Origin of the sequence: Gelidibacter mesophilus DSM 14095, from assembly GCF_000423005.1 — a bacterium.
Lineage (GTDB): Bacteria > Bacteroidota > Bacteroidia > Flavobacteriales > Flavobacteriaceae > Gelidibacter > Gelidibacter mesophilus.
Genome location: NZ_AUHD01000010.1, coordinates 122540 through 143259 on the forward strand (window position 1 = coordinate 122540; position 20720 = coordinate 143259).

Annotated in this window: 25 protein-coding genes and 1 pseudogene; 4 read left to right on the top strand and 22 right to left on the bottom strand. The window is 36.4% G+C overall.

The features are described 5' to 3' along the window. Positions 1-77: 77 nt before the first annotated feature. A complete protein-coding gene (locus tag G525_RS0112795) occupies positions 78-641 on the top strand; it encodes a DUF6642 family protein (protein ID WP_027126518.1) in 564 nt (187 codons plus the stop codon). A 350-nt stretch (positions 642-991) separates the two neighbouring features. Beyond that, positions 992-1276, top strand: coding sequence for a hypothetical protein (locus G525_RS0112800; protein WP_027126519.1), 285 nt, complete (start codon positions 992-994; stop codon positions 1274-1276). Between the two features lie 137 nt (positions 1277-1413). Here the strand turns inward: G525_RS0112800 and G525_RS20975 are convergent, their stop codons facing one another. The 6 genes from G525_RS20975 to G525_RS0112825 form a co-directional block, all read right to left on the bottom strand. After that, positions 1414-1842 (bottom strand): trimeric intracellular cation channel family protein, encoded by a 429-nt coding sequence (locus G525_RS20975; RefSeq protein ID WP_342662764.1) that lies wholly within the window; start codon positions 1840-1842, stop codon positions 1414-1416. Beyond that, positions 1830-2018: a trimeric intracellular cation channel family protein gene (locus G525_RS22860; RefSeq protein WP_342662765.1), complete on the bottom strand. Its 189-nt coding sequence runs from the start codon at positions 2016-2018 to the stop codon at positions 1830-1832. The genes G525_RS20975 and G525_RS22860 overlap by 13 nt, the downstream gene beginning before the upstream one ends. A gap of 146 nt (positions 2019-2164) precedes the next feature. Then, positions 2165-2470 (bottom strand): ribosome hibernation-promoting factor, HPF/YfiA family, encoded by a 306-nt coding sequence (hpf, locus tag G525_RS0112810; RefSeq protein WP_027126520.1) that lies wholly within the window; start codon positions 2468-2470, stop codon positions 2165-2167. A 254-nt stretch (positions 2471-2724) separates the two neighbouring features. After that, positions 2725-3198 carry a Dps family protein gene (locus tag G525_RS0112815; protein ID WP_027126521.1) on the bottom strand — a complete coding sequence of 158 codons (474 nt, stop codon included), beginning with the start codon at positions 3196-3198 and terminating at the stop codon, positions 2725-2727. Between the two features lie 30 nt (positions 3199-3228). After that, a complete protein-coding gene (locus G525_RS0112820; protein WP_027126522.1) occupies positions 3229-4293 on the bottom strand; it encodes a 2,3-butanediol dehydrogenase in 1065 nt (354 codons plus the stop codon). Between the two features lie 92 nt (positions 4294-4385). Further along, positions 4386-5315 (bottom strand): DsbA family protein, encoded by a 930-nt coding sequence (locus tag G525_RS0112825; RefSeq protein ID WP_027126523.1) that lies wholly within the window; start codon positions 5313-5315, stop codon positions 4386-4388. A gap of 174 nt (positions 5316-5489) precedes the next feature. On the opposite strand from G525_RS0112825, the gene G525_RS0112830 reads away from it, so the two are divergent. Beyond that, positions 5490-5912 (top strand): winged helix-turn-helix transcriptional regulator, encoded by a 423-nt coding sequence (locus G525_RS0112830; protein WP_425402521.1) that lies wholly within the window; start codon positions 5490-5492, stop codon positions 5910-5912. Between the two features lie 143 nt (positions 5913-6055). On the opposite strand, the gene G525_RS0112835 is transcribed toward G525_RS0112830, so the two are convergent. The 16 genes from G525_RS0112835 to G525_RS0112910 form a co-directional block, all read right to left on the bottom strand. After that, on the bottom strand, positions 6056-6445 hold the full coding sequence (locus tag G525_RS0112835) for a nuclear transport factor 2 family protein (RefSeq protein ID WP_027126525.1): 390 nt from the start codon (positions 6443-6445) through the stop codon (positions 6056-6058). 260 nt (positions 6446-6705) lie between these two features. Next, positions 6706-7275, bottom strand: a complete 570-nt coding sequence (locus tag G525_RS0112840; protein ID WP_027126526.1) for a YceI family protein — start codon at positions 7273-7275, stop codon at positions 6706-6708. Between the two features lie 232 nt (positions 7276-7507). Beyond that, positions 7508-8677: a DUF5009 domain-containing protein gene (locus tag G525_RS0112845; RefSeq protein ID WP_027126527.1), complete on the bottom strand. Its 1170-nt coding sequence runs from the start codon at positions 8675-8677 to the stop codon at positions 7508-7510. A gap of 109 nt (positions 8678-8786) precedes the next feature. After that, entirely contained in the window at positions 8787-9344 is a 558-nt protein-coding gene (locus G525_RS0112850; RefSeq protein ID WP_027126528.1) for an NADPH-dependent FMN reductase, read from the bottom strand. A 410-nt stretch (positions 9345-9754) separates the two neighbouring features. Beyond that, the gene (locus G525_RS0112855; RefSeq protein ID WP_027126529.1) at positions 9755-10573 is read right to left on the bottom strand and encodes a universal stress protein; all 819 of its coding nucleotides are present in this window, start codon (positions 10571-10573) and stop codon (positions 9755-9757) included. 95 nt (positions 10574-10668) lie between these two features. Further along, on the bottom strand, positions 10669-12642 hold the full coding sequence (locus G525_RS0112860; RefSeq protein WP_027126530.1) for a monovalent cation:proton antiporter family protein: 1974 nt from the start codon (positions 12640-12642) through the stop codon (positions 10669-10671). A 502-nt stretch (positions 12643-13144) separates the two neighbouring features. Next, on the bottom strand, positions 13145-13612 hold the full coding sequence (locus tag G525_RS0112865) for a DIP1984 family protein (RefSeq protein ID WP_051209927.1): 468 nt from the start codon (positions 13610-13612) through the stop codon (positions 13145-13147). Positions 13613-13698: 86 nt separating this feature from the next. Continuing rightward, entirely contained in the window at positions 13699-14208 is a 510-nt protein-coding gene (locus G525_RS0112870) for a VOC family protein (RefSeq protein ID WP_027126532.1), read from the bottom strand. 17 nt (positions 14209-14225) lie between these two features. Beyond that, positions 14226-14948, bottom strand: coding sequence for a DUF981 family protein (locus G525_RS0112875; protein WP_027126533.1), 723 nt, complete (start codon positions 14946-14948; stop codon positions 14226-14228). Positions 14949-14968: 20 nt separating this feature from the next. Then, a complete protein-coding gene (locus G525_RS22280) occupies positions 14969-15136 on the bottom strand; it encodes a hypothetical protein (protein ID WP_157491938.1) in 168 nt (55 codons plus the stop codon). A gap of 62 nt (positions 15137-15198) precedes the next feature. Further along, the gene (locus G525_RS0112885; protein ID WP_027126534.1) at positions 15199-16713 is read right to left on the bottom strand and encodes a catalase; all 1515 of its coding nucleotides are present in this window, start codon (positions 16711-16713) and stop codon (positions 15199-15201) included. A 239-nt stretch (positions 16714-16952) separates the two neighbouring features. Continuing rightward, entirely contained in the window at positions 16953-17801 is an 849-nt protein-coding gene (locus G525_RS0112890; protein WP_027126535.1) for a universal stress protein, read from the bottom strand. 240 nt (positions 17802-18041) lie between these two features. Then, positions 18042-18611: an MliC family protein gene (locus G525_RS0112895; RefSeq protein WP_027126536.1), complete on the bottom strand. Its 570-nt coding sequence runs from the start codon at positions 18609-18611 to the stop codon at positions 18042-18044. Positions 18612-18818: 207 nt separating this feature from the next. Next, positions 18819-19340 (bottom strand): YceI family protein, encoded by a 522-nt coding sequence (locus G525_RS0112900; protein ID WP_027126537.1) that lies wholly within the window; start codon positions 19338-19340, stop codon positions 18819-18821. A 32-nt stretch (positions 19341-19372) separates the two neighbouring features. After that, positions 19373-19657 carry a GNAT family N-acetyltransferase gene (locus tag G525_RS0112905; protein ID WP_027126538.1) on the bottom strand — a complete coding sequence of 95 codons (285 nt, stop codon included), beginning with the start codon at positions 19655-19657 and terminating at the stop codon, positions 19373-19375. Between the two features lie 17 nt (positions 19658-19674). Next, a complete protein-coding gene (locus G525_RS0112910) occupies positions 19675-20427 on the bottom strand; it encodes a pirin family protein (RefSeq protein WP_245577796.1) in 753 nt (250 codons plus the stop codon). 8 nt (positions 20428-20435) lie between these two features. Between G525_RS0112910 and G525_RS22095 the strand changes: the two are divergent. Continuing rightward, a pseudogene (locus G525_RS22095) lies at positions 20436-20720 on the top strand (IS1595 family transposase); the annotation flags it as partial.

The window sequence follows — 20720 nt, forward strand, 5'->3', positions numbered from 1 at the left end:
GTTTGAGAAATGATTTGCTAAAACCCATCAAAAGAGAGAGTTTTGTTCTTTATAAAAAATCAGAGCGCCTAATTTTTATGGAGAATGAAAAATTTATTTTCTGCCTAGAAGCTGTTCCAGATGTTGATGATAGCCATAGCACTGAAGTAGTCTTGTGTCTAGAAGACATTGCCTTACGCCAAGGTATCACAAGTATTTATAAGGCCTGCGATACCATTGAGGGTTTGGAAGAAAGCCTGAACAACCTGTTATACGAAGATCATAATTTTAAGGATTATGAAATTGTATATCTCGTTATTCCGGGAGAGGCCAACAATATCCGCATCAATGATTATTACTACAGTATTGAGGAAATTGCTGAACTTTTTGAAGGCAGAATGAAAGGTAAAATCATACATTTTGCCAACAAAAAAATCTTGGACCTCACCGATGAGGAATCGCAGTATTTTTTGGACGTTACTGGAGCGCGTGCTATTTCAGGGTATGGATCTCAGATTGACGCCATTTCCAGTACCAATACTATAGATCGTGTGTTTTTTAGTTTGTATCAAGAAGATGATGATCTTAAGGAAGTGGTTGAACAATTATTTCAAAAGCATTATAACCTCTGTAAACTGCTTGATTTCAGATTGTATTATTAGAGGACGCTACAAATTTTCTTTAGTCTGAAATAAAATTCTGTAGGTGTACTGCATGTCGCTTTAGCATCTAAAATCCTCGATACGAATGTCACGTAAGCCTCCTAAAGATTGTGAGAAAAATAAATCGTTATCTACTGTACGAATACGGCAGACCTGCAGCTTTGATATTTTAGTTCCTAAGGATTTAGTTTTGTCCAACGGATCGCGATAAGAATCACTTTGATTCATAAATAAGCTATATAACTCTAAAAGCGCCTACAGACGTAAAAGCGTTGGTCTCAGATTTATTTAGTATTGAGAAAGAAGCGGTTTTGCTATAATTGCTATCTTAGCTTATAAATTATTTTTCCTTGAATACTGTAACACAATTTATTTCCGAAAACTTAAAGGAACTGCTACAGTTTTTAAAAAGTATTAGTTTTTCAAGGGCCATCCGTGTAGGTGTTGCAGTTACTCTCCCAGTACTTATAGGTATAGAATTGGGATATTTGGAAATTGGGATTGCCATAAGCTTTGGGGCCTTTTGGAGTTCGCCAAGCGACGTTATTGGAAGTTTTCGACATAAACAGTTCTCAATACGAGCTGAAGAAGTGTTCCCATACTTGCGATATACCACCGATTTGAGTTTCTTCTAGCCATTAGATTGCGAGGTTGTTATTACCGTTCATTTGGATTTTAATCTGCCATAATTGAACTTTGATATAGCTTTGAACAATGATTAATGTGAGATAATTACATGGCTGTATGAGATAGAATGAGAGCGTCAGATCTATCATGGTTTTTCGGGTTTATTAATGGTTGGCAAATGCCAATGGTATCTTACCGAGAGTAATCGAAAAAGCACAATACTCACCAGACAAATGACTTCCACAGGCATTTTGGGTAAACCCAATTTTAGCAACAGGAAAAATATGACGCCTCCAAAAATACAGGTGGTGGCATAAATTTCTTTTTGGAAGATAAGCGGAATGTTACTTAAGGAAACATCTCTTATAACGCCACTAAAACAAGCTGTGATGGTTCCGAGTGAAATACTAATGATAGGATTTAAGTCGAGTGCAATACCGGTCTGTATACCAACCACCGTAAAAAATCCGAGTCCGATAGAATCGAAATTATGGTAATCTTTGATCACACTTTTAAAAAAGAGTACTGCCATGGTACTTATCAACACAACAACCGCCGAACTCAGGTCGAGCATCCATTTGACGGGCACTTCACCAATAAGACATCACGCAACGTTCCGCCTCCCAAAGCGGTGATAAATGCAATAATAAAAACCCCAAAAACATCGAGTTTTTTTTCCATAGCGGCAAATGTGCCAGCAATACTAAAAGCCGCAGTTCCGGCAATTTCAATGATTCTCAGAGATTCCATTGCTCAGTTAGTTTTAGGTTAATTTGTGTTTTAAAATAGTAAACTTCAATTTCCGCCCTGCCTCGGGCACTGCTTTAGCAGAAAGTGAAGGATTGAATAAGCTCACAATTTAGTAAAACCAAATTTATACAAGCATGAGAAGAATATTATCGATTTTCCAGTTGTCTTCTCAGTTTACCTTCCACATCGGTCAACAAGGCATGAAAATCATCACCATATTCAGAAGCGAAGGGATCCTTGCCCGGTAGGCCTAGACGGATACTGACCTGCTTTTGTTGGGTTTTTTTATCTTTTTTATCTTCTAAATAGATATCTGCCCATTCTATTTTGTCATAAAATCGACTGAGTCGTGAAATGCATTTGTGGATGGTGTCTTTTATAGCATCACCTATGGTGATGTCTATAGCTTCAATGTTAATTTTTATTCCGGAAATTGTATCTGAGTATTGCATAGGTTTAATTTTTAAGATGATGTTATACGTCTTCTACAAATCAGAGATCTGAATAAAGTGACATAGAACGATAAGAACTTTGAACAAGATGTCTTCTTTTTTTATAGAAAGACTATAGTGGTCCAAATGATATCGTCCTATGTTCTAACTTTACTAAGTCCGTTTAGAGATCTAATGGATAGGCAGTTTTTTTCTCACTGCCAATTTCACGATCTTTATCTCAACATGAAATCACGATTGCGCATTCAATTTAATTATTTTAGATATGCAGAATACATCCAAACCAATTTTTCCTGTTCGCGAATATAATCGCTCATCAGGGCATTGGTACCTTCGTCTTCTGCATCTGCAGATAACTCTAGAATTTCCCTTTGTAGGATGATTATGATTTTGAAGGATTCAAGCGTATCTTTCATATCCTGAATTCCGTCAGCTACTTCAGAGCTTTCTTTGATTTTTGCTTCTTTCTGATAGATAGAAAATTTGTGGTTTGGGGTATGCCCAAGCGTCCGAATACGTTCTGCCACTTCATCAATCTTTATAAATAAATCTTCATAAAGCTCTTGGAACTTGTCGTGTAATTCAAAAAATTTATCACCTTTAATGTTCCAATGATAGCCTCTAACATTTTGATAAAATATTGAATAATCCGCTAAGAGCTCATTGAGTTTTTCTGCAAGTACTTTGGATTTTGCAATGTCTAATCCAATTGAATTTAATTTTGCCATTTCCTCTAGTTTTAAAATTTATGTTCTTATTTATTTGTGATTGAGATCAACCAATATCTTCACTTCTGAAGGATCCTTGGTAAGGGCCTCAAAACCTTTTTCTACAATGTTGTCCAGCGAAATCACACTGGTGATAAGTTTTTCTACGGGCAATCTTCCACTACTAATTAAAGCAATGACCTGAGGAAATATGTTACGATAGGCGGCGGTTCCTATTATGGTCAATTCTCGTAAGGTTTGATTTAGAGCATCGTGAGTGACGTCTTTACCAAATAGAGCAACCAATACGGCCGTTCCTCCATTGCGAAGGCTGTCTATGCCTGTGTCAAATGAAGCTTGGGCACCTGCAGCATCAATAAATATATCAACACCATGACCCGTCATTTCTTGAATTTTTTTAGGAATATCTTTATCTCTCGCATCAAACGTATGCGTGGCGCCAACTTCTTTAGCTTTTTTCAATCTGTTCTCTGACAGGTCAGAAACAAAAATTTTGGAAGCCCCTGTAGCCACAGCCACCTGAACCGTGAGCAACCCAATAGGACCCGCACCCGCTATCAAAACCGTGTCGCCCATTTTCATTGCACTTCGTTGCACGGCATAAGCGGCAACAGCCGAAGGCTCTACAATGGCAGCTTGCTCAAAAGTCATGGAATCTGGTATTTTATGAACCATATAATCTTCTACCACCACATATTTTGCAAAACCTCCGTTAGACGTCAACCCAACAAATCCAAGCGGTTCTGAAAGATTATATTCTCCAGTTACTATAAAAGGACTCTCCGGATTTCTAAAAATTGGTTCTACGGTCACTCGGTCTCCTTTTTTGATGTTTTTTACGTTTTGTCCAACCTCTTCAACGACTCCCGAAAATTCGTGTCCAAGGGTTGTTGTTCCTTGGTGGCCATTGAGTGGATAGGGTTTGTCAACTGGGATTAGTTGCGGTCCATTATTGTATTCGTGCAAATCAGAACCGCAAATTCCAGTGAATTTTACGGCAATCTTGACTTGATTTTCCTTGGGAGAAGGAATTTCAGTTTCTTCTACTCTTATATCTTTTGCTGCATGCCAGCGCGCTGCTTTCATCATTTTCATAGTTAGTTCTTTTTAAGTTAATACTTTCTATTTAACTGTCTTATAATATTTTGAAATAGTCTGTATTTTTCAGTACAAAACTACTCCAGGTTTTAAGGATTTACGATGGTCCAAATTGAACCATTTTTAGTGGGGTGTTTTTTTAAGTTTCCTTTTTCAACGAGCTCATTTAACTGTTTTTCACTTTCAACTCTTGGAGTGCCTGAGAGTTCTGAAAATTCTTTCGCGGTAAGCGTAGGATATGTTTTAAAGAGCGTTTCCCAATTTTTACTGTATTCACTTTTCCTAGCGTTAGGATTCAATTTTAAAATAGCCATTTCGTAGAAAGCATATGGTCTGGTACCATAAACCGTTTCAGAATTGCCAGCCTCATCGACAAAAAATATGGTAGGGAATCCTCTTACACCTAATTTTCTTCCTAATTTCAAGTCTTCTTCAAACAATGCTTTTGCGCTAGTTTCAAAATCAGTTTTTAATTTTTCTATATTTAACCCCACTTTTTTAGCAGCATCTTCCATATGTTCCCATTTCGCAATATTTTTTTTGTGTAAAAAAATCATTTCCTTCATTTCCCTGAGGAACAACATGGCTTTGTCATTGTCTTGCATTTGCGCTGCCTTAAACGCAATTGATGGAGGATAGGACGAGTCTAAAGGATCTTCCAACCAAAGATCTCCATCAATTGGCATATCATAATGTAGGCTCACTTCATCCCAGTGACTTGCTACGTCAGAAGGTTTTCCAATGCCGCCACTATTATAATTCCAATCAGGTAATAAGCCGCCCATTCTATAATCCATTTCTATCACATCACCATATTCCAATTTTAGTTTGCGCAATTGTGGTTCAATGCCCCAACACGACGAGCAGATAGGGTCTGTGTAATAAATGAGCTTAACAGATTTTTTAGTGGATTGGACATTATTATTAGTTGCAGTTTCTTTGTGTCCTTCAGTGGTCTCACACATTCCAGTTTCTATATCACATAAAAGCGGATTGCTTTTTAAGGTTTCGTTATTCATGATTTCTTGTTTAATTCTTAATTCGTTTTCTTTACAAATAACCGGTAAAATATGTACTTACCTAATTTTTAGTATCTTAACTTTTTATCGGTAATTACAAATATACGGAAAATAAGTGTATATTTGACACATATTTCCTTTTAGAAATTACTTTCCAAAAGGAAACTATGAAAAATGTTTAAAACGCATTTGAAATTAACAGAACGTTTTGGTGTTAATGATATAATGAGAGCCATGAAAAAAAAAGCAGTAATCAATGAAACGCACGCTTGCCAGATCAGGAGACAAGCTATCAGTGATACGATGAGCATTTTATCCGGAAAATGGAAATTCCATATTTTAGGGACACTCATAGAAGGCAATGAACTAGGGTTTATGGACTTATTGAGAGAAATTGATGGCATTGGAAGTAAAATGTTATCCAAGGAACTTCAAGATTTAGAAATGAACAATTTGATCAGTCGCACCGTTATGGATACCAAACCCATAACTGTAAACTATGCGATTACAGAATATGGTGCAACACTATCTCCACTGATTAATGAACTGGCAAAGTGGGGCATTGCTTATAGGGCCTCCATTCATGGGTCAAAATAAATGCAAATTGTTTGCAATAATTTTTTATTTAAATAGACTTATTAAGGGGCTTTAAGTGTAGATAGGAATGCAAATGGTTCGGTTTTCAGAATTTACAGTGCAATAATATTTTGAGTTAATGCCGCTCGTTATATAGTCAGACGTCAGTTAGCTTTTTTTACTTCTTCGGAAGCTGCAAATTCTTCCATTTTTGTGATCAAATTGTTTTCAACCGTGTAGATCTGAACCCATTTTTGTTTTAATTCCCTGCCTGATCGTTTTACCCTTTGGTGTTCTCTGCCAATGACAACCACCATATTCCCTTTTACAATATATTGCTGAGGTTCAAAGTTGATGATTTCGGTTCTCTCCATAATAGTTGTAAAAAACGTTTTGACGCCTTCTTTTTTTTCAAAGGATCCGGCAGGAATAATGTGTGTTCCGTGGTAAATCCAGAGCGTATCGTCAGAAACTGTGGCTATGAATTTTTCTATATCTCCGCTGCTAAATGCGGAGAACATTTTTTCTACTACTGCTTTTGCTGAATTTTTCATAGTTCTTGGTTGATAGTTATCGTTATTCTACAAGTGTTTTTAGGAAAAATTTCCCAGTGTATAGAAAAGGTTTGCTCATGCTTTAGAAATTACAATAAACACCGTAAAGAGGTCTTGTTTTATTGGACAACATTTACGGTGTTTGAAAATATCAATTTAATATCTAGTCAGCGCTAATGAGCTTTAATCTTTTGATGTAGTAAGGCTTACTGACACTCGTCAGGATCTTTGTACTTTTCTAAGATACGGTTGAATAACTATTATTGTTTGGCAAACTGTAAGTGAACAATAATCTCTACATCTTTTCCAACTCCCGCCGCAGTTGGGTCAAATTTAATATTATAATCAAATCTGTTGATTGTGGTTTGTGCCTTTAATCCTAACTTCTCACCTTTATCATTTTTTACGGTGCCACCATAGTGCACATCAAAAATCACATCTTTCGTCACATCTTTTATAGTTAATTTCCCGTATAGTTTATATGCATTCGCGTTGGCAGTCGCTTCGATTTTTGTGCTTTTAAATGTCATATTGGGGAATTTTTCCACATCAAAAAAATCCGCACTTCTCAAGTGGTTATCTCTATCTTCTACACTTGTATTTACGCTATTAACTTTAACATTGAAATCAAAATTCGCATTGTTAAGTGCTTCTCCTTCGGTAGTTAAATTTCCGGTGTATTCTAGGAATTTTCCGTTCACAATACTAATACCGGAATGTGAGATATTAAAATTAATGGAAGAATGGTACGGATCCACTTTCCATTGGGTTTGTGCAAACACACTTGTACTAAAAGCGGTCAGAAGTAGTAAAATAATTGCTTTTTTCATAATTGTTGGATTTTTAAATTAATTAATATTTCAATATAAGTAAAGTTATGGGAATAACACCCTTATGTGTTAAATTGTGTTAATGGCCAATGAGGAAGTTTATAAGGCATAGTTGCGAGTTTTTTATTAATTAAAAGGATGGATTTGGTTTCTCATAACCGGGATGATTTAGCTGCATAATTTCCGTTAGTTTATCAAAATATGTGAAAGATTGAATAATAATAATTCTTTATCATATTTTAAGTCGCACATTGCGTTTTTCCATAAACCCTACAATCAAAATAACCATTAATGAAAACATTAAGGATTTTAAAATACCCAAAACACCAATCGTAAAAATACTGGGCCACTGAAACCCTGATAGTAACATGACGGGATAAATTAAATAAGGCATGAGGTAACAGGTTAAGGTACTGGTGCCCGCTGGCTTTATTGGTTTTATCCAATCATATTTACCCATTCTATCCACTAGGATAAATAGGCTAGCGTAGGTTATACAACTAATTCCGATACAATGGGATGTCCAAGAGGGCGTAGCCATGATTTTTGAAATTATAAACTCAGTTCTTAAAATGAAACCAAAACCTATAAATACTATGCCAAAAAGGAATAAAGTGACCAGGAACTGATTCTGGTTGCGGACACTCTCACCAAGTTTGAGATAGAGTAGGGTACAGAGCACACCGGCCATAATAAGTGCATGATTGGAGGCGCTTATAATTAATTTAAAAGCAGGTAAGTTTATGAAATAGTTATTCTCTTGTATGTTTAGAAACAGAAGCCCTATAAATATAAGGACCAAGAGCCAGCTTTTTCTCTCCAGATAAAGAAAAAGTATACTATTCAGAAAGTAAGCCCAACCGATAAGACCCAGGATTCCCCACCATCTTATTTGCATACCTGTGATCTCTTCAGGATTTCCTCCTTGATAAGTCCAAGCCAGATAGGCTAACAGTAGTACACCTATAGATTTTAGTGTCCAGATGGTTTGTCTATTTAAATGAGGCAGTCGCTTATAATCCATCCATATCAGAAAAATTCCCAGTGCCATTAAAATCTGCCAGATATTTTTATCTATGGGCATGGTTTGATCGTTAATTACACCATTATTTACCATATAAAACCCCATAATGAGCAGGGCCATAGTTCTACCTAGTATATGTAACAGGATAACAGTCTTTGAATCCTTCTTTTTGAGTCGCACGTTGATGGCCAATGGGATAGAAAGACCTACAATAAATAAAAACAACGGGAAGATAACGTCTGAGAAACCCATCCCATCCTCAGTTGCAGCCGTATGGCCTAACCAATCAGGGATTCCGGTCAAAGACCAAATATCGTTTACAAATATCATAAGAAACATGGTCAATGCCCTTAATACATCTATGGTTCGAATCCTCATCGTTTACGATTGGCAGCTTTTGAAGTACATAGATTATAAACTTTAGCCATTGGGAGTATTTCCTTGGATTAAAACACAGTTATTTATCCTCAAGCAGGCATAAAATACCTTAAGACTTCACGTGGGTATCAACCCATGTCTCAAAAGCTTCCATGAAACTTCTCAAAAAATCTTTAGTAGAGTCGTTTTTCAACTTTCCATTATCGTCAAAAAGCTCTGCGGCGTTACCAATGTAGGCTTCAGGCTGTGCCATAGCGGGTACATTTACAAACGTTAAGGACTGTCTCAAATGGTGATTGGCTCCAAAACCACTGATAGCGCCAATAGAAACACTTATAATCGCTGCAGGCTTACCGTTCCACGAATTTTCTCCATAGGGGCGGGATCCCACATCAATGGCATTTTTTAACACCCCTGGAACCGAGCGGTTGTATTCTGGAGTAGCGAAGAGAAGTCCATCTGCAGCTCTAATTTTCTCCCGTAATGCTACCCACTCTTTTGGTGGTGATCCTTCTAAATCTTCATTGAACATTGGAAGACCCGATATATCTAATAGTTCCATTGATAACGATTCTGGAGCCATGGCCATTAATGCTTTTGCTATTTTGAGATTGAAGGATTCTTTACGAAGACTTCCTACAATCACTGCGATTTTGTGTTTTTTCATAATTTTGATTTTTAACTTTTAATATTGTTAAATGTTCATTTTCTTATTAACGAATTACTTTAATTGCTAATTTTTTTGATTAAAAAGATTGAACTGGAATAAATTGGTAGTACATTTTATTTAATTTCTATGTCCTATTTCTTTGATGTGCTTTAGAAGGTTAGTCATGCGCAATTAAAAAAACGTCAATAAGAAACCAGATATTTATTCCTGCTCCGTAATTTTTACGATGATCAACCAAAGCTCTTTTCTGTATTGGAAAAGGTATCTATAGAAACCAAATTTAATACGCATAATATACGATTCTTCTTTTACAAAGCCAAGATTTTTGCCATCATTATGCTGTCAGAATGATAGCTTTCACGGTGATTGAAAATTATGCTTTTTGCCTGAATGAGCCCATCTTATTTCTATGGTAAAATAATTAATGGTGTTTGACCTTCGTAAACTAAATCATTAATTAAAAATCGCCTAAAAAGCTGGTCGGTTAAAATACGTGAGTCTTTTTGAACAATCAGTATTTCATCAATTTTGTTGTTAATTACTGCTTTTATACCGTCCAATCGGTTATTGGCTTCGTAAATTGCAAAGTTTGTAGTGAACCTGTCAGCATAGGTTTCTGATAGATTCTGTAACTTTTCATTTATGAGGCTCGTGTCTTCATTAGGTTTAGCCAAATGAAAAAACGTAATGCTCGTATTTTGGTGGTCTATAAACTTAAGAAAATTGTCCAGCTGCTCAATATTCAAGAATTTTTTTTCACCTACGGCTACAAATATTTTTTCGTGCGAAAAGGAATCAATTCCCTTGGGCATTGCAACAACTGTGTTTTCTGTATTTCCAATAATCCTAAGGGCGACGCTTCCAAGAAATAATTTTTTTAGAATTCCCGTCCCTTTTAGTCCTATAAAAACTAAGTTTTCAAAAGGTTCAGCCAACAGTTCGGGCAAAGTAATTTGAAAATCAATTTCAGAAACATAATAGGCAACCTCAATTGAATTCGGAATTAAGACGTTTGCAAGCGTTTTTAATTTTTCAAGAGCTTGGTCATTCTCTTGCCTAACAATATATTCTCTGGCGTCTTTTTCTGCAAATGCCGGTAAAAACGGATGGGTTTGATGAAGCAACAGAATTTTTGCATTTGTTTCTTGGCTCCAATCGCAAGCATACTTAATCAGATTGCTCGAATACTCAGAAAAGTCAATGAGCACTATAAACCGTTTGTTCATTTTTTATGATTTTATGGCGTTGTTCAATTTTTTAGGGACCATTGTAATTGTAAAGGGTGAAGCCACACTCAGGAGGCCGATCCTTTGTTGTTATCTTAGTTTATAAGTTTATGAAACTCTTCAACTCTACTCTGGTCGCCTTGTATATAAATTATGTCTCCCTGTTTAATTATTTCGTCAGGCTGTACACTTTCCAATAATTTATCCTTTCTTTTAATGGCCAATATATTGATGCCATAGAGTGCTCTTAGGTTCAATTCCTTTAGTGGTTTTCCTAAAATCTTATTGCTATCTGATCTCATGCGCAAACTTCTGATGTTGAAATCTGCCAGTTCACTTGTCCTGTAGGTTTTAGGGCCTTTTAACTCGCCTTTAAACAACTGATAATTGTCGGCCCTGACCTTATGGATAAGCTGGACGATATCGCCTTCAGGAACAAGAAAATTGTGCAGGATGTGTTCAAATATTTGTATGGATGTTTCAAATTCCTCCGGAATTACCTCATCGGCACCTAAGGCCAACAATTCAGAGGTTTCTTTAACATATCGCGTCCTGACCACTAAATATAATGAATCAGAAATTGCACGTATATTTTTAATAATATTTTGAGTGTCAGTATTTGCAGAAATTGCGACTACAGCTGCTCTGGCGCGTGAAAGATGGACTGTTTCAAGAATATGGTCATTTGTTGCATCACCAAAAATGATGGGCAAACCTTTTGCCTTTTCCCGCTTGACTATTTCAGCATTAGTTTCTATGACAATAAAGGGAATGTTACTCGCCGTAGCCGCCTTAGCTAAATTGCTTCCATTGATTCCATATCCAATGATCACTAAATGATTTGATAAGGTGGGTTCGACAATTTCTTCGATCTTGCTTGCATCCAGATCTCTTTTTAACCCTAGCTTTCTTTTAACACCCAGAACTTTATCGGCAATACGCTCGGAAAAAATAATGACAAATGGCGTTAAAATCATGGATACGATTGAAACGGACAAAAAGTATTGGTTGGTTTGTGGGGTTAATAAATTATATTGAATGCCTATCTTAGAAAGAATAAAAGCAAATTCTCCAACTTGAAAAAGCGCCAAACCCGTTAAGATGGCAGTTTTGGTAGGATATTTGAGAATAGCCACGGCTATGGCCGCAACTGATGATTTTAATATAAGAACAATACATACCAAAAGTAGGATGATAGGAATATTGCTTAGGAAAAAACTCAAATCGAGCAGCATCCCTATAGATACGAAAAAGAAACTGGTAAAAAGCTCACGAAAGGGAAGAATGATACTAGTGGCCTGATGGCTATATTCTGATTCTGAAATGATGAGTCCCGCGATAAAAGCGCCTAAGGCCAGAGATAATCCTATTTCTGCCGTTAGAAAAGCAATAGCAAAACAGAGAGTGATCGTGACCAAGAGGAAAAGTTCTTTACTGTTGGTCTTTGCCACGGCATGCATCAATCTGGGCACTACATATCGTGCACTGACATAAGTGAGCACAACAACTATGGCCGATTTAACCAATAACATCAAAATATCCATGGTGATATCACTAGATTCTCCAGCAATCATTGGCGTAACCAACATCATTGGCACCACTATGATGTCTTGAAATATTAGAATTGCCAAAGCATTTCTTGCATGCGGTGCAGAAATTTCTTGGCGATCTTGTAATGTTTTTAAAACGATGGCTGTACTTGATAGAGAAAATAGAAAGCCGACAAATACAGATTCGTTCCAAGAATTTCCCAAAAAATGATAAACTAGGGCTGCAACACCTACGGTTAGTCCTACTTGTAAAAAGCCACCGATAAAAACAGTTTTTTTAATGGACACCAGTTGTTTAATGGATAGTTCCATTCCAATAACAAAGAGTAACAAGATTACCCCAACCTCAGATAGCGTTTCTACTTGCTCTACGGCTTCAATAAGACTCAAGCCATAAGGTCCTATAACGATTCCTGTCAATAGAAAACCGATGATAGAGGGGAGTTTTAGTCGCTGAAGCACAAAAACGATAACGACTGAAAACACTAGTAGTATAAGGATATCTTGTAATAATGGCATACGCTTTTGCTATTGTTGTATTTAATTTGTTTGAATTGATATTTTCCTGCGCCTCCATTTCCCCATAAGTACAGGAGTTGTTAAAGATAAACTAATGACGATTAAATATGAATCGATTTATCACTAAATATGTCTTATTTGTTGAGCTTCGCTATTTTATTCAGATCAAGGAAAAAACTAGCGAAAGCTATGTCCGAGATGATGTGCAGACCATGTAGAGTTGTAGTTATGGTATGAGATTTATTGAAGAAGAGCCTAAAATGGCAAGATTGTAAATAGCTAATGCTTCGTTCTAGTTATTTTCATTTGATAAAAAAATGATCGGTCAGTACCTGGTAGTAAATTGTATATTGTACAGTTGTAATTTGTAAGCAGTAATGGGTCCTAAACAATACATTTTTGCCGCAACCCAAGCAGCTCATGGTGGAATAGTTTTCAGTTTGCCCCGAAAACATACCAAAAAAAGGGGCTGGTACTCGCCCCGATCATTCCGCCTTTCGGCTTAATCTTTTAGCTCTGTAAGCCAATTAAGTTCTTGAATCTTGCTGTCAATCTCTCTAAATGACCTTCCGGTTTGATCCATTTCAGTTTGTAGTTTTTTAATATCAATAGTTGTTTTAAGATCCGTAGCGCCACTATTTTCCACTTGTGCAGCGTACCTTATATGTCTTAGTTTCTCAGAAAGCATTTTTAAGGCATCCCTTTTGGCAAGTGCTTCCATCAAAGAACCTTCGTCTTCAACGGTTGTTTCATTATTGGTTTTATTAATTCTTATGATTATAGCTTCTAAATCTTGTATTGATTTTCTCAGTTGCGCTAATAATTTATCAGGATCTTCTTGAGGTCGTTTATCATCCGAAACAATAAGCAGGGGTCTAATTCTATTTTGAAGATGTTCTATTTTCTTCATAAGATCTGCTCTTATCAAGAGTCCTTCAGCAAGTTTCATTTTTTTGATTTCTTGTGTCATCTGTCTTTTTTTTAAGTTTAGTAGCGGATTAATCAGTTTTAAAACAAGTAAATGCTTTAAACAATAAAACCAAATGTCAAGTTGTATTATTTTTTTGGACCATGAGGGCCTACATTATGCAATTCATAGGACTGAGAGTACACTTCTATACTATTGCCAAATGGATCTTCGGCAAAAGCCATGATATAAGGTTTTTCATCAGGATACATGACTTGAGGGGACATGGTTATTTTACCGCCTCCTGCTACTATTTGTTCTAATAATACTGCGGGTTCTGGATGCTGCACACAAAAATGTGACAAACCCATATTAAAGGAATTGCTTGTTGTTTTAGCGTCATTATTTAATTCAAATTCAAACAGTTCAAATCCCATTCCGTCGGCACTTGAAAGGTGTGCGAAGCTAAAAGATTTCCATCCTTTTCCATACACTAATTTGCTGATTCTTGATAAATTGTCTTTGTTATGTTCAGAAACTTTAATGGGACCAGAAATATGGTACCACCCCATTATTTCAGTATAAAATTCAATCGCTTTTTCAAGATTTGGTACGGTTATACCGATATGAGAAAAATTGATAGGATACATTTTGTTCATGATTTTTCGTTTTATTTCTATCCCATTGTATTGACAATAAGACCGATATGTGTAAAAAAGTTAAAGGCACCAAACAGTAAGAATACCATTCCGAGGCCATATAATAATATGTAGGAGATTTTCAAGGTTGAAGTCAGCGTCGTGTTTCCTTCTGAAAAATATTTAAATACCGTCGGCATTAATAGAGATGCGACCCCTGTAAAGGCCCATAATGCTGAAATGAAAATAGCCTCCACTAAAGGGTAGTCTGCAAAGTAACCCGTTAAAGGTTCTTCAGCGGGGGCCGAAAAAAGTTGATAAGTGACACCGGCAAAACCGATGGCAATTAAAGCAAGTCCTAAACCATAAAAGAAATATTTAAATTGTTTTCCTATTTTACCAATAGGAATGAGAGCATTTTTAGTTTCAATTAATAAACCTGATTTTTTCCAGAAATAGAAAGAGAAAGCCAACAGAATTGTGCCAAAGGCTAAAGAGGGTTCTCCAAAAACAATGTTATCAAAAGGAAAATAGGTTGCTAAGGGCCAAGTAAGTGTCATGTGAAGCCCCGTAAGAAATAATATCATTCCTAAAACGCCTAAATTCAATGACCAACCAATAGGTTCTATTTCCTTTTTTTGTATGATGTCTTTACCAATTGTGGCAAGTGAGCAGAGTGCTGCACCTACTGCCACGGCCATAATGGTATTGTAAATGGGCATATTTACCCAATCTATGATGAGTCCTTGTTCTTCTTGCATTTTATTTATATTTCTGATAGTTATAATTCATTGCCATCTGTGGATTTTAATTCCTCATGCTTTTGGTTATCCAAAACCAAATTTTCTGTGCAAACCTCGTGTGCTTGTCCGCCAGTGCCTGTGGTATTGGGAGAGGTTCTCGATTGAAAAAAACATTTGATTAATTTTTTTCCAAAAGGTATTGCCATAGATAAACGACAATCTGCTATCTATGGCAATGTTTTAAGTCAATTAAAATGATTTACAAATCTTATCCATGGGTAGGTTTTGGCGCCCATCTATCATAAGGAGTCAAGTCAAAATTGTTGACTTCGTCCATGGTCAATCCAAGTGCTTTTGCTACGCCTTGCCCATATTCAGGGTCGGCTTTAAAACAGTTTCTGATATGTCTGATCTGGATAAATTTTTCAGCGCCGCCCACCTGAGCTGCAGTATTATTGAATAATAAGTCTTCCTTTCCATCCGCCTTGATAATACGGAACAAATCACCAGGCTGAGTGAAGTAATCTTCATCATCGTCCCTGAAATTGTGTGCATAAGCACTACCGTCCAATTCTAAAGGTGGTTCTTTTGCCTCAGGCTGTTCTTGCCACTCACCGTAGCTATTAGGATTATAATGTAAAGTGCCCCCATGGTTGCCATCTACACGCATCGTTCCATCTCTGTGATTGGAATGATAAGGGCAGGTTGGTTTGTTCACCGGAATTTGATAGTGATTCACGCCCAATCTGTAACGTTGTGCATCTCCATACGAAAATAATCTTCCTTGTAGCATCTTGTCAGGTGAGAACCCAATTCCAGGAACAATATTTGTTGGATTAAAAGCTGCTTGCTCGACATCTTGGAAATAATTTTCTGGATTTCTGTTCAACTCAAATTCACCAACAGGAATCAGCGGGAAATCTTTTTTGGACCAAACCTTAGTCAGGTCGAAGGGATGGAAGCGGTATGTTTTTGCTTCTTCTTCTGTCATCACTTGAATAAACATTTTCCATTTTGGGAAATCCTTCTTTTCAATAGCATCAAAAAGATCCCTTTGAGACGACTCGCGGTCAATTCCGACGAGTTCAACGGCTTCTTTATCAGTATAGTTTTCGATACCTTGTTGCGTTACAAAATGGAACTTTACCCAATGTCTAATATTCTCCTTGTTGATCAAGCTATACGTGTGGCTTCCAAAACCGTGCATGTGTCTGTAACCCGTAGGGATACCACGATCACTCATTATTATGGTAACTTGGTGTAAAGATTCGGGGAGTAAAGTCCAAAAGTCCCAGTTATTATTTGGGCTTCTTAAATTGGTTTTAGGATCACGTTTTACCGCACGGTTTAAGTCAGGAAATTTCATCGGGTCACGAAAGAAAAATACGGGCGTATTATTTCCAACCAAATCCCAAATGCCTTCTTCAGTATAAAACTTCAGAGCAAAACCTCTGATGTCCCTTTCAGCATCTGCGGCGCCTCTTTCTCCAGCTACGGTAGAAAATCGGCTAAACATGTCTGTCTTTTTCCCTACTTCATTAAAAATATGTGCTTTAGTGTATTTTGAAATATCGTGTGTCACAGTAAAAGTTCCGAAAGCACCTGAGCCTTTTGCATGCATTCTTCTCTCAGGAATGACCTCTCTATCAAAATTTGCCATTTTTTCAAGAAACCAAGCATCCTGCATCAGCATTGGACCCCGAGGTCCTGCGGTTTGCACGTTCTGATTATCTCCAACTGGAGCTCCAGTCTGTCGGGTTAGTTTTGGTTTTTTATCATCCATTGGTTTAGGTTTTTTAAATTAGTTATTTATTTAATCAATTTACAAATATTTCCGTTACTTGCCAGAGCGCTCCAAAAGTATTTAACAAGAGTTTAACCGTTATAAATTATTTGGTGCGATCCCATAATAAAAGAAGTTTTATTCATCAACGGGAATTGCATATCATTGCTTGTTATGATGTATTATATCACTATTTGGTACCATAGAAATTCTATTTTTGTTTAACATTAGGTCCTGTTTTAAATACGGTTTTTTAAGACTAGCACAGGAACTGGCGTTCGATAGCCAAGCACATTTGTCAAAGGCTTAGAAATCAGTCTGTTAAAAAAATTGCGTTTTTGGTTAATAAATGCCACCATATCACTATCGTGTGTATCGATAAAATTATTGATTCCATCATGTACTGATGTCTTTTCCAGTTCATGAAAAGTATGTTCGACATCTTTAAACAGGGTTTCCAGCAATTTTTTATTGCCTAGTTGTAAAAGGTTTAATGTCTCTGACTCCTTTACATGTAAAACCTGAATATTGGCGCTATGCATTTGTGCAATATTTATTAAGTACGTGAGCTCCCTTCGTTTAAATGGCGTTTTAAAATCGGTGGGGAATGCGATTTGCTTAGGTGGCATAAAATCTACGTCTTCAGGGATTGCTAATACAGGGCAAGTTGTTATGTTTTCCATTATATTGATGGAGTTCATACCAAAAACAACTGTTCTGGAACTGGTACTGCCTTTGGTTCCCATAACAACGATATCAATATCGTGCTTTACAATGGTATCATTTACACCTTCAAGTAAGGAACTGTGGCTTGATATGGTATGGTAGCTATGATTTGGGCTTTTAGCTTGCAGATCAAGTGTGTGCATCAGGTTTTTAAAACCTTCTATAGTATTTGGTGCTTTGATGTCATAAGAAAGCTCTCCTGCATAATTATGGATGTGACTGTTGATGCGATACCCGACTTCACGAAATGTATTCAGAAAATAAAATGTGCATTTGTGTTCCGAATAAAGCTCCAACGCATATTTGGACGCATCGAGGGCATTCTTTGAAAAATCCGTGAGTACCAATATACGTTTGTCCATCAGTAAAACTGAAGTGTCTGCACCAGAAGCGCATTAATTTTTATTAAACACCAATATAATCATTTTTGAGTTATGCTTAACTCACTCGCTTTTCTAATGGCGAGCTTTCTGTCAGTAAATAAAACCTCAAATATCTTAAAGACCCTTGCACTTTAAATGTCGCCTATAGAATTATAGGAAATAAAAAACCAGTAAGAATACTACATTCTTACTGGCAAGTCATAGAGTTTTTAATTGCTATTAATTTTCAAATACGGTTTTTCCATCTTTTGATAATTCATAATGATCTCCTTTACCTCTCAATTCATATGTGTCATTATGATACCAAATTCCTGAGGCTGCCTTCTTTTGGACTAAATCTATTTGGTCGCCACCGTTCAAATAGGCTTTAACGGTACCTTCTGAATTATTGAAGGTCATATTTAAAACATCACCGCTGGTGCTTTTGGACTCAACATTGACAATATCATCTTGATGTTCAAAAATAACGTTTCCATTTTTTGAGAGTTGGATGTCGTTCCCTTTACCTCTCAATTCGTAATTTTCATTTTTATACCAAATACCTGAGGCGGATTTTTCCTGAATCAAGTCAATTGTTTCTCCGTTATAAGTTATAGTGGCTGTTCCTTTTGTGTTGTTATAAATTATGTCTAATGTTTTTCCGTTCTTGTCAGTTGAAGTAGATTTTACAATATCATCAGCAACAGTTTCTGTCGTTGGGCGTTCTGCATTATTCTGTTTAGGTGTTTCTTTACAAGAATTTAAAAATAATGTGGCTAATACGCCCATAGTTAAAATATGCTTTGTCATGCTTTAATTAATTTTTAAAAGTTTAAGTTTTATTTCTTATTTCCATTGGTTGCAAATACTTTGCCATTTTAACTGGAACCTATCGATATTTACTATTTTCCTTACTGAAAATCAAAAACGGTTTGAGAATCAACTCAAACCGTTTTTATTGGGTCTTTAGAAACATAAAATTGCTTTTCCATCAACCTCTGTTAGTGACGAATTGTCTTAAGCCTGTTTGATAAACTGTACGTCTACCACTAATCTTACTTTGTCAGAAACTACGATACTTCCTGCTTCGGTAATACCGTTCCAAGTTAAATTGAAGTCTTTTCTGCTAATCTCTCCATTAATTTCAAATCCAGCCTTAGTTTGTCCATAAGGATCTACTGCAACACCATTAAATTCTGCATTTAAAGTAACTTCTTTAGTGACATCTCTTATGGTGAGATTACCAGTTAATTTATTGCCATCAAATGATTTTGAAGTGAATTTCAAGTCTGGAAATTTTTCAGAATTGAAAAAATCGTCCGATTTTAAGTGCGTATCCCTATCGTCATTTTTGGTGTTGATTGATGCTGTTTTTGCGCTAAAATCTAAACTAGCGCCGTTGAAATCATCACCATTTGTTTTTGCAGTTGCCTGAAAATCTTCAAAATGACCAGTTACTGTTGAGATCATCATATGCTTTACTTTAAAAGCGATTTCTGAATGTGCGTTGTCAATTGACCAATTTGTGTTGTTATTCATTTTTTAAATATTTAAGTGTTAATTTTTATTTATTACTGTTTTAATACGTCCTGAATGTCTGTTAGCTTCTTAAACATGGCACTTGCAAAAGGGCATAATGGCAGAATTTTAACATGTTTTTCTCGCGCCATTTCTGCTACTTTATATAGCATTTGCTTACCAATTGATTTGCCTTCAAAATTTGTTTCTACTTCAGTATGGTCAATGATTATAAAATCTGAACCAGCGATGGAGTAGGTCATTTTACCGGCCGTTACGCCATTTTCAGTCGCCATTGCAAAGCCTTTGTTTTCTCTTTCTACAATACGTATTTCCATGTGATATGCCTGCTTAATTAAAGACTCATTGGAACTTCCATTAAGAGAACGCGGGCATTCTCTGTTGCTTTGACCTTAAAGGAATCTGTGTTCCAAATCCCCATGCCGTCTCTTCTGGAAAGCTTGACATCATTGATTTCTACGTCACCTTCAAGAATAAACGCATAGACCCCATTTCCTTCTTTTTTGATGCTGTAGTCATCGGAACTTCCTTTGGAGAAATCTCCTATATGTAACCAAGCATCTTGATGGATCCATACGCCTTGATCCTCTTTGTTAGGAGAAAGTATCTGATAAAATTCATTTTTCTTTGCAATATCCTTAAGAGAGATTTGATCATATTTTGGCTTGACATTTTTTTCGTTTGGAATGACCCAGATCTGAAGGAATTTCACTTGTTTGTCACTGTTTTTATTTTTCTCTGAATGGGTGACGCCCGTACCTGCACTCATGGCCTGTACATCACCTTCTTTAATGACGGTGGAATTTCCCATACTGTCTATATGTTCCAAATCGCCCTCTAAAGGAATGGATATGATTTCCATATTATCGTGAGGGTGAGTGCCAAAACCCATTCCTGCTTGTACGCTATCGTCATTAAGAACGCGCAATACTCCAAAATTCATTCGTTCTGGGTTGTGGTAATTGGCAAAACTAAATGTATGACGGGAATTTAACCAACCGTGAGCAGCGTTTCCTCGTGTGTCTGCTTTGTGAATTATTGTGTAGAGGTCAGTATCTAAATACATATCTTTATTGTCAGTAAACATATAATATTATGGATATTTTTAAAGGTCAAAATCTTCTAGAGTTCTCTGATCGGTTCAAAACCGATGAAGATTGCAAGAAATACTTAGCTTCAATTAAATCAAATATGGGCTACAAATGCTTGAGATGTAATCATACTGCCTGCCAAGTTCGCAAGGATTTTGCAAGACAGTGCAATATCTGCGGACATATTGAATCTACCACGGCCAATACGCTTTTCCACAAGGTTAAATTTGGAGTTCGCAAAGCATTTTTTATTTGTTTTGAAATGGCTTCATCAACCAAGAGCCTATCT

What these genes read in the sequence shown, in the direction of transcription:
- G525_RS0112795 (WP_027126518.1), top strand. Translation starts at nt 78, where the DNA reads ATGGAGAATGAAAAATTTATTTTCTGCCTAGAAGCTGTTCCAGATGTT.
- G525_RS20975 (WP_342662764.1), bottom strand. Translation starts at nt 1,842, where the DNA reads ATGCTCGACCTGAGTTCGGCGGTTGTTGTGTTGATAAGTACCATGGCA.
- G525_RS22860 (WP_342662765.1), bottom strand. Translation starts at nt 2,018, where the DNA reads ATGGAATCTCTGAGAATCATTGAAATTGCCGGAACTGCGGCTTTTAGT.
- hpf (WP_027126520.1), bottom strand. Translation starts at nt 2,470, where the DNA reads ATGCAATACTCAGATACAATTTCCGGAATAAAAATTAACATTGAAGCT.
- G525_RS0112815 (WP_027126521.1), bottom strand. Translation starts at nt 3,198, where the DNA reads ATGGCAAAATTAAATTCAATTGGATTAGACATTGCAAAATCCAAAGTA.
- G525_RS0112820 (WP_027126522.1), bottom strand. Translation starts at nt 4,293, where the DNA reads ATGAAAATGATGAAAGCAGCGCGCTGGCATGCAGCAAAAGATATAAGA.
- G525_RS0112825 (WP_027126523.1), bottom strand. Translation starts at nt 5,315, where the DNA reads ATGAATAACGAAACCTTAAAAAGCAATCCGCTTTTATGTGATATAGAA.
- G525_RS0112830 (WP_425402521.1), top strand. Translation starts at nt 5,490, where the DNA reads ATGTTTAAAACGCATTTGAAATTAACAGAACGTTTTGGTGTTAATGAT.
- G525_RS0112835 (WP_027126525.1), bottom strand. Translation starts at nt 6,445, where the DNA reads ATGAAAAATTCAGCAAAAGCAGTAGTAGAAAAAATGTTCTCCGCATTT.
- G525_RS0112840 (WP_027126526.1), bottom strand. Translation starts at nt 7,275, where the DNA reads ATGAAAAAAGCAATTATTTTACTACTTCTGACCGCTTTTAGTACAAGT.
- G525_RS0112845 (WP_027126527.1), bottom strand. Translation starts at nt 8,677, where the DNA reads ATGAGGATTCGAACCATAGATGTATTAAGGGCATTGACCATGTTTCTT.
- G525_RS0112850 (WP_027126528.1), bottom strand. Translation starts at nt 9,344, where the DNA reads ATGAAAAAACACAAAATCGCAGTGATTGTAGGAAGTCTTCGTAAAGAA.
- G525_RS0112855 (WP_027126529.1), bottom strand. Translation starts at nt 10,573, where the DNA reads ATGAACAAACGGTTTATAGTGCTCATTGACTTTTCTGAGTATTCGAGC.
- G525_RS0112860 (WP_027126530.1), bottom strand. Translation starts at nt 12,642, where the DNA reads ATGCCATTATTACAAGATATCCTTATACTACTAGTGTTTTCAGTCGTT.
- G525_RS0112865 (WP_051209927.1), bottom strand. Translation starts at nt 13,612, where the DNA reads ATGACACAAGAAATCAAAAAAATGAAACTTGCTGAAGGACTCTTGATA.
- G525_RS0112870 (WP_027126532.1), bottom strand. Translation starts at nt 14,208, where the DNA reads ATGAACAAAATGTATCCTATCAATTTTTCTCATATCGGTATAACCGTA.
- G525_RS0112875 (WP_027126533.1), bottom strand. Translation starts at nt 14,948, where the DNA reads ATGCAAGAAGAACAAGGACTCATCATAGATTGGGTAAATATGCCCATT.
- G525_RS22280 (WP_157491938.1), bottom strand. Translation starts at nt 15,136, where the DNA reads ATGGCAATACCTTTTGGAAAAAAATTAATCAAATGTTTTTTTCAATCG.
- G525_RS0112885 (WP_027126534.1), bottom strand. Translation starts at nt 16,713, where the DNA reads ATGGATGATAAAAAACCAAAACTAACCCGACAGACTGGAGCTCCAGTT.
- G525_RS0112890 (WP_027126535.1), bottom strand. Translation starts at nt 17,801, where the DNA reads ATGGACAAACGTATATTGGTACTCACGGATTTTTCAAAGAATGCCCTC.
- G525_RS0112895 (WP_027126536.1), bottom strand. Translation starts at nt 18,611, where the DNA reads ATGACAAAGCATATTTTAACTATGGGCGTATTAGCCACATTATTTTTA.
- G525_RS0112900 (WP_027126537.1), bottom strand. Translation starts at nt 19,340, where the DNA reads ATGAATAACAACACAAATTGGTCAATTGACAACGCACATTCAGAAATC.
- G525_RS0112905 (WP_027126538.1), bottom strand. Translation starts at nt 19,657, where the DNA reads ATGGAAATACGTATTGTAGAAAGAGAAAACAAAGGCTTTGCAATGGCG.
- G525_RS0112910 (WP_245577796.1), bottom strand. Translation starts at nt 20,427, where the DNA reads ATGTTTACTGACAATAAAGATATGTATTTAGATACTGACCTCTACACA.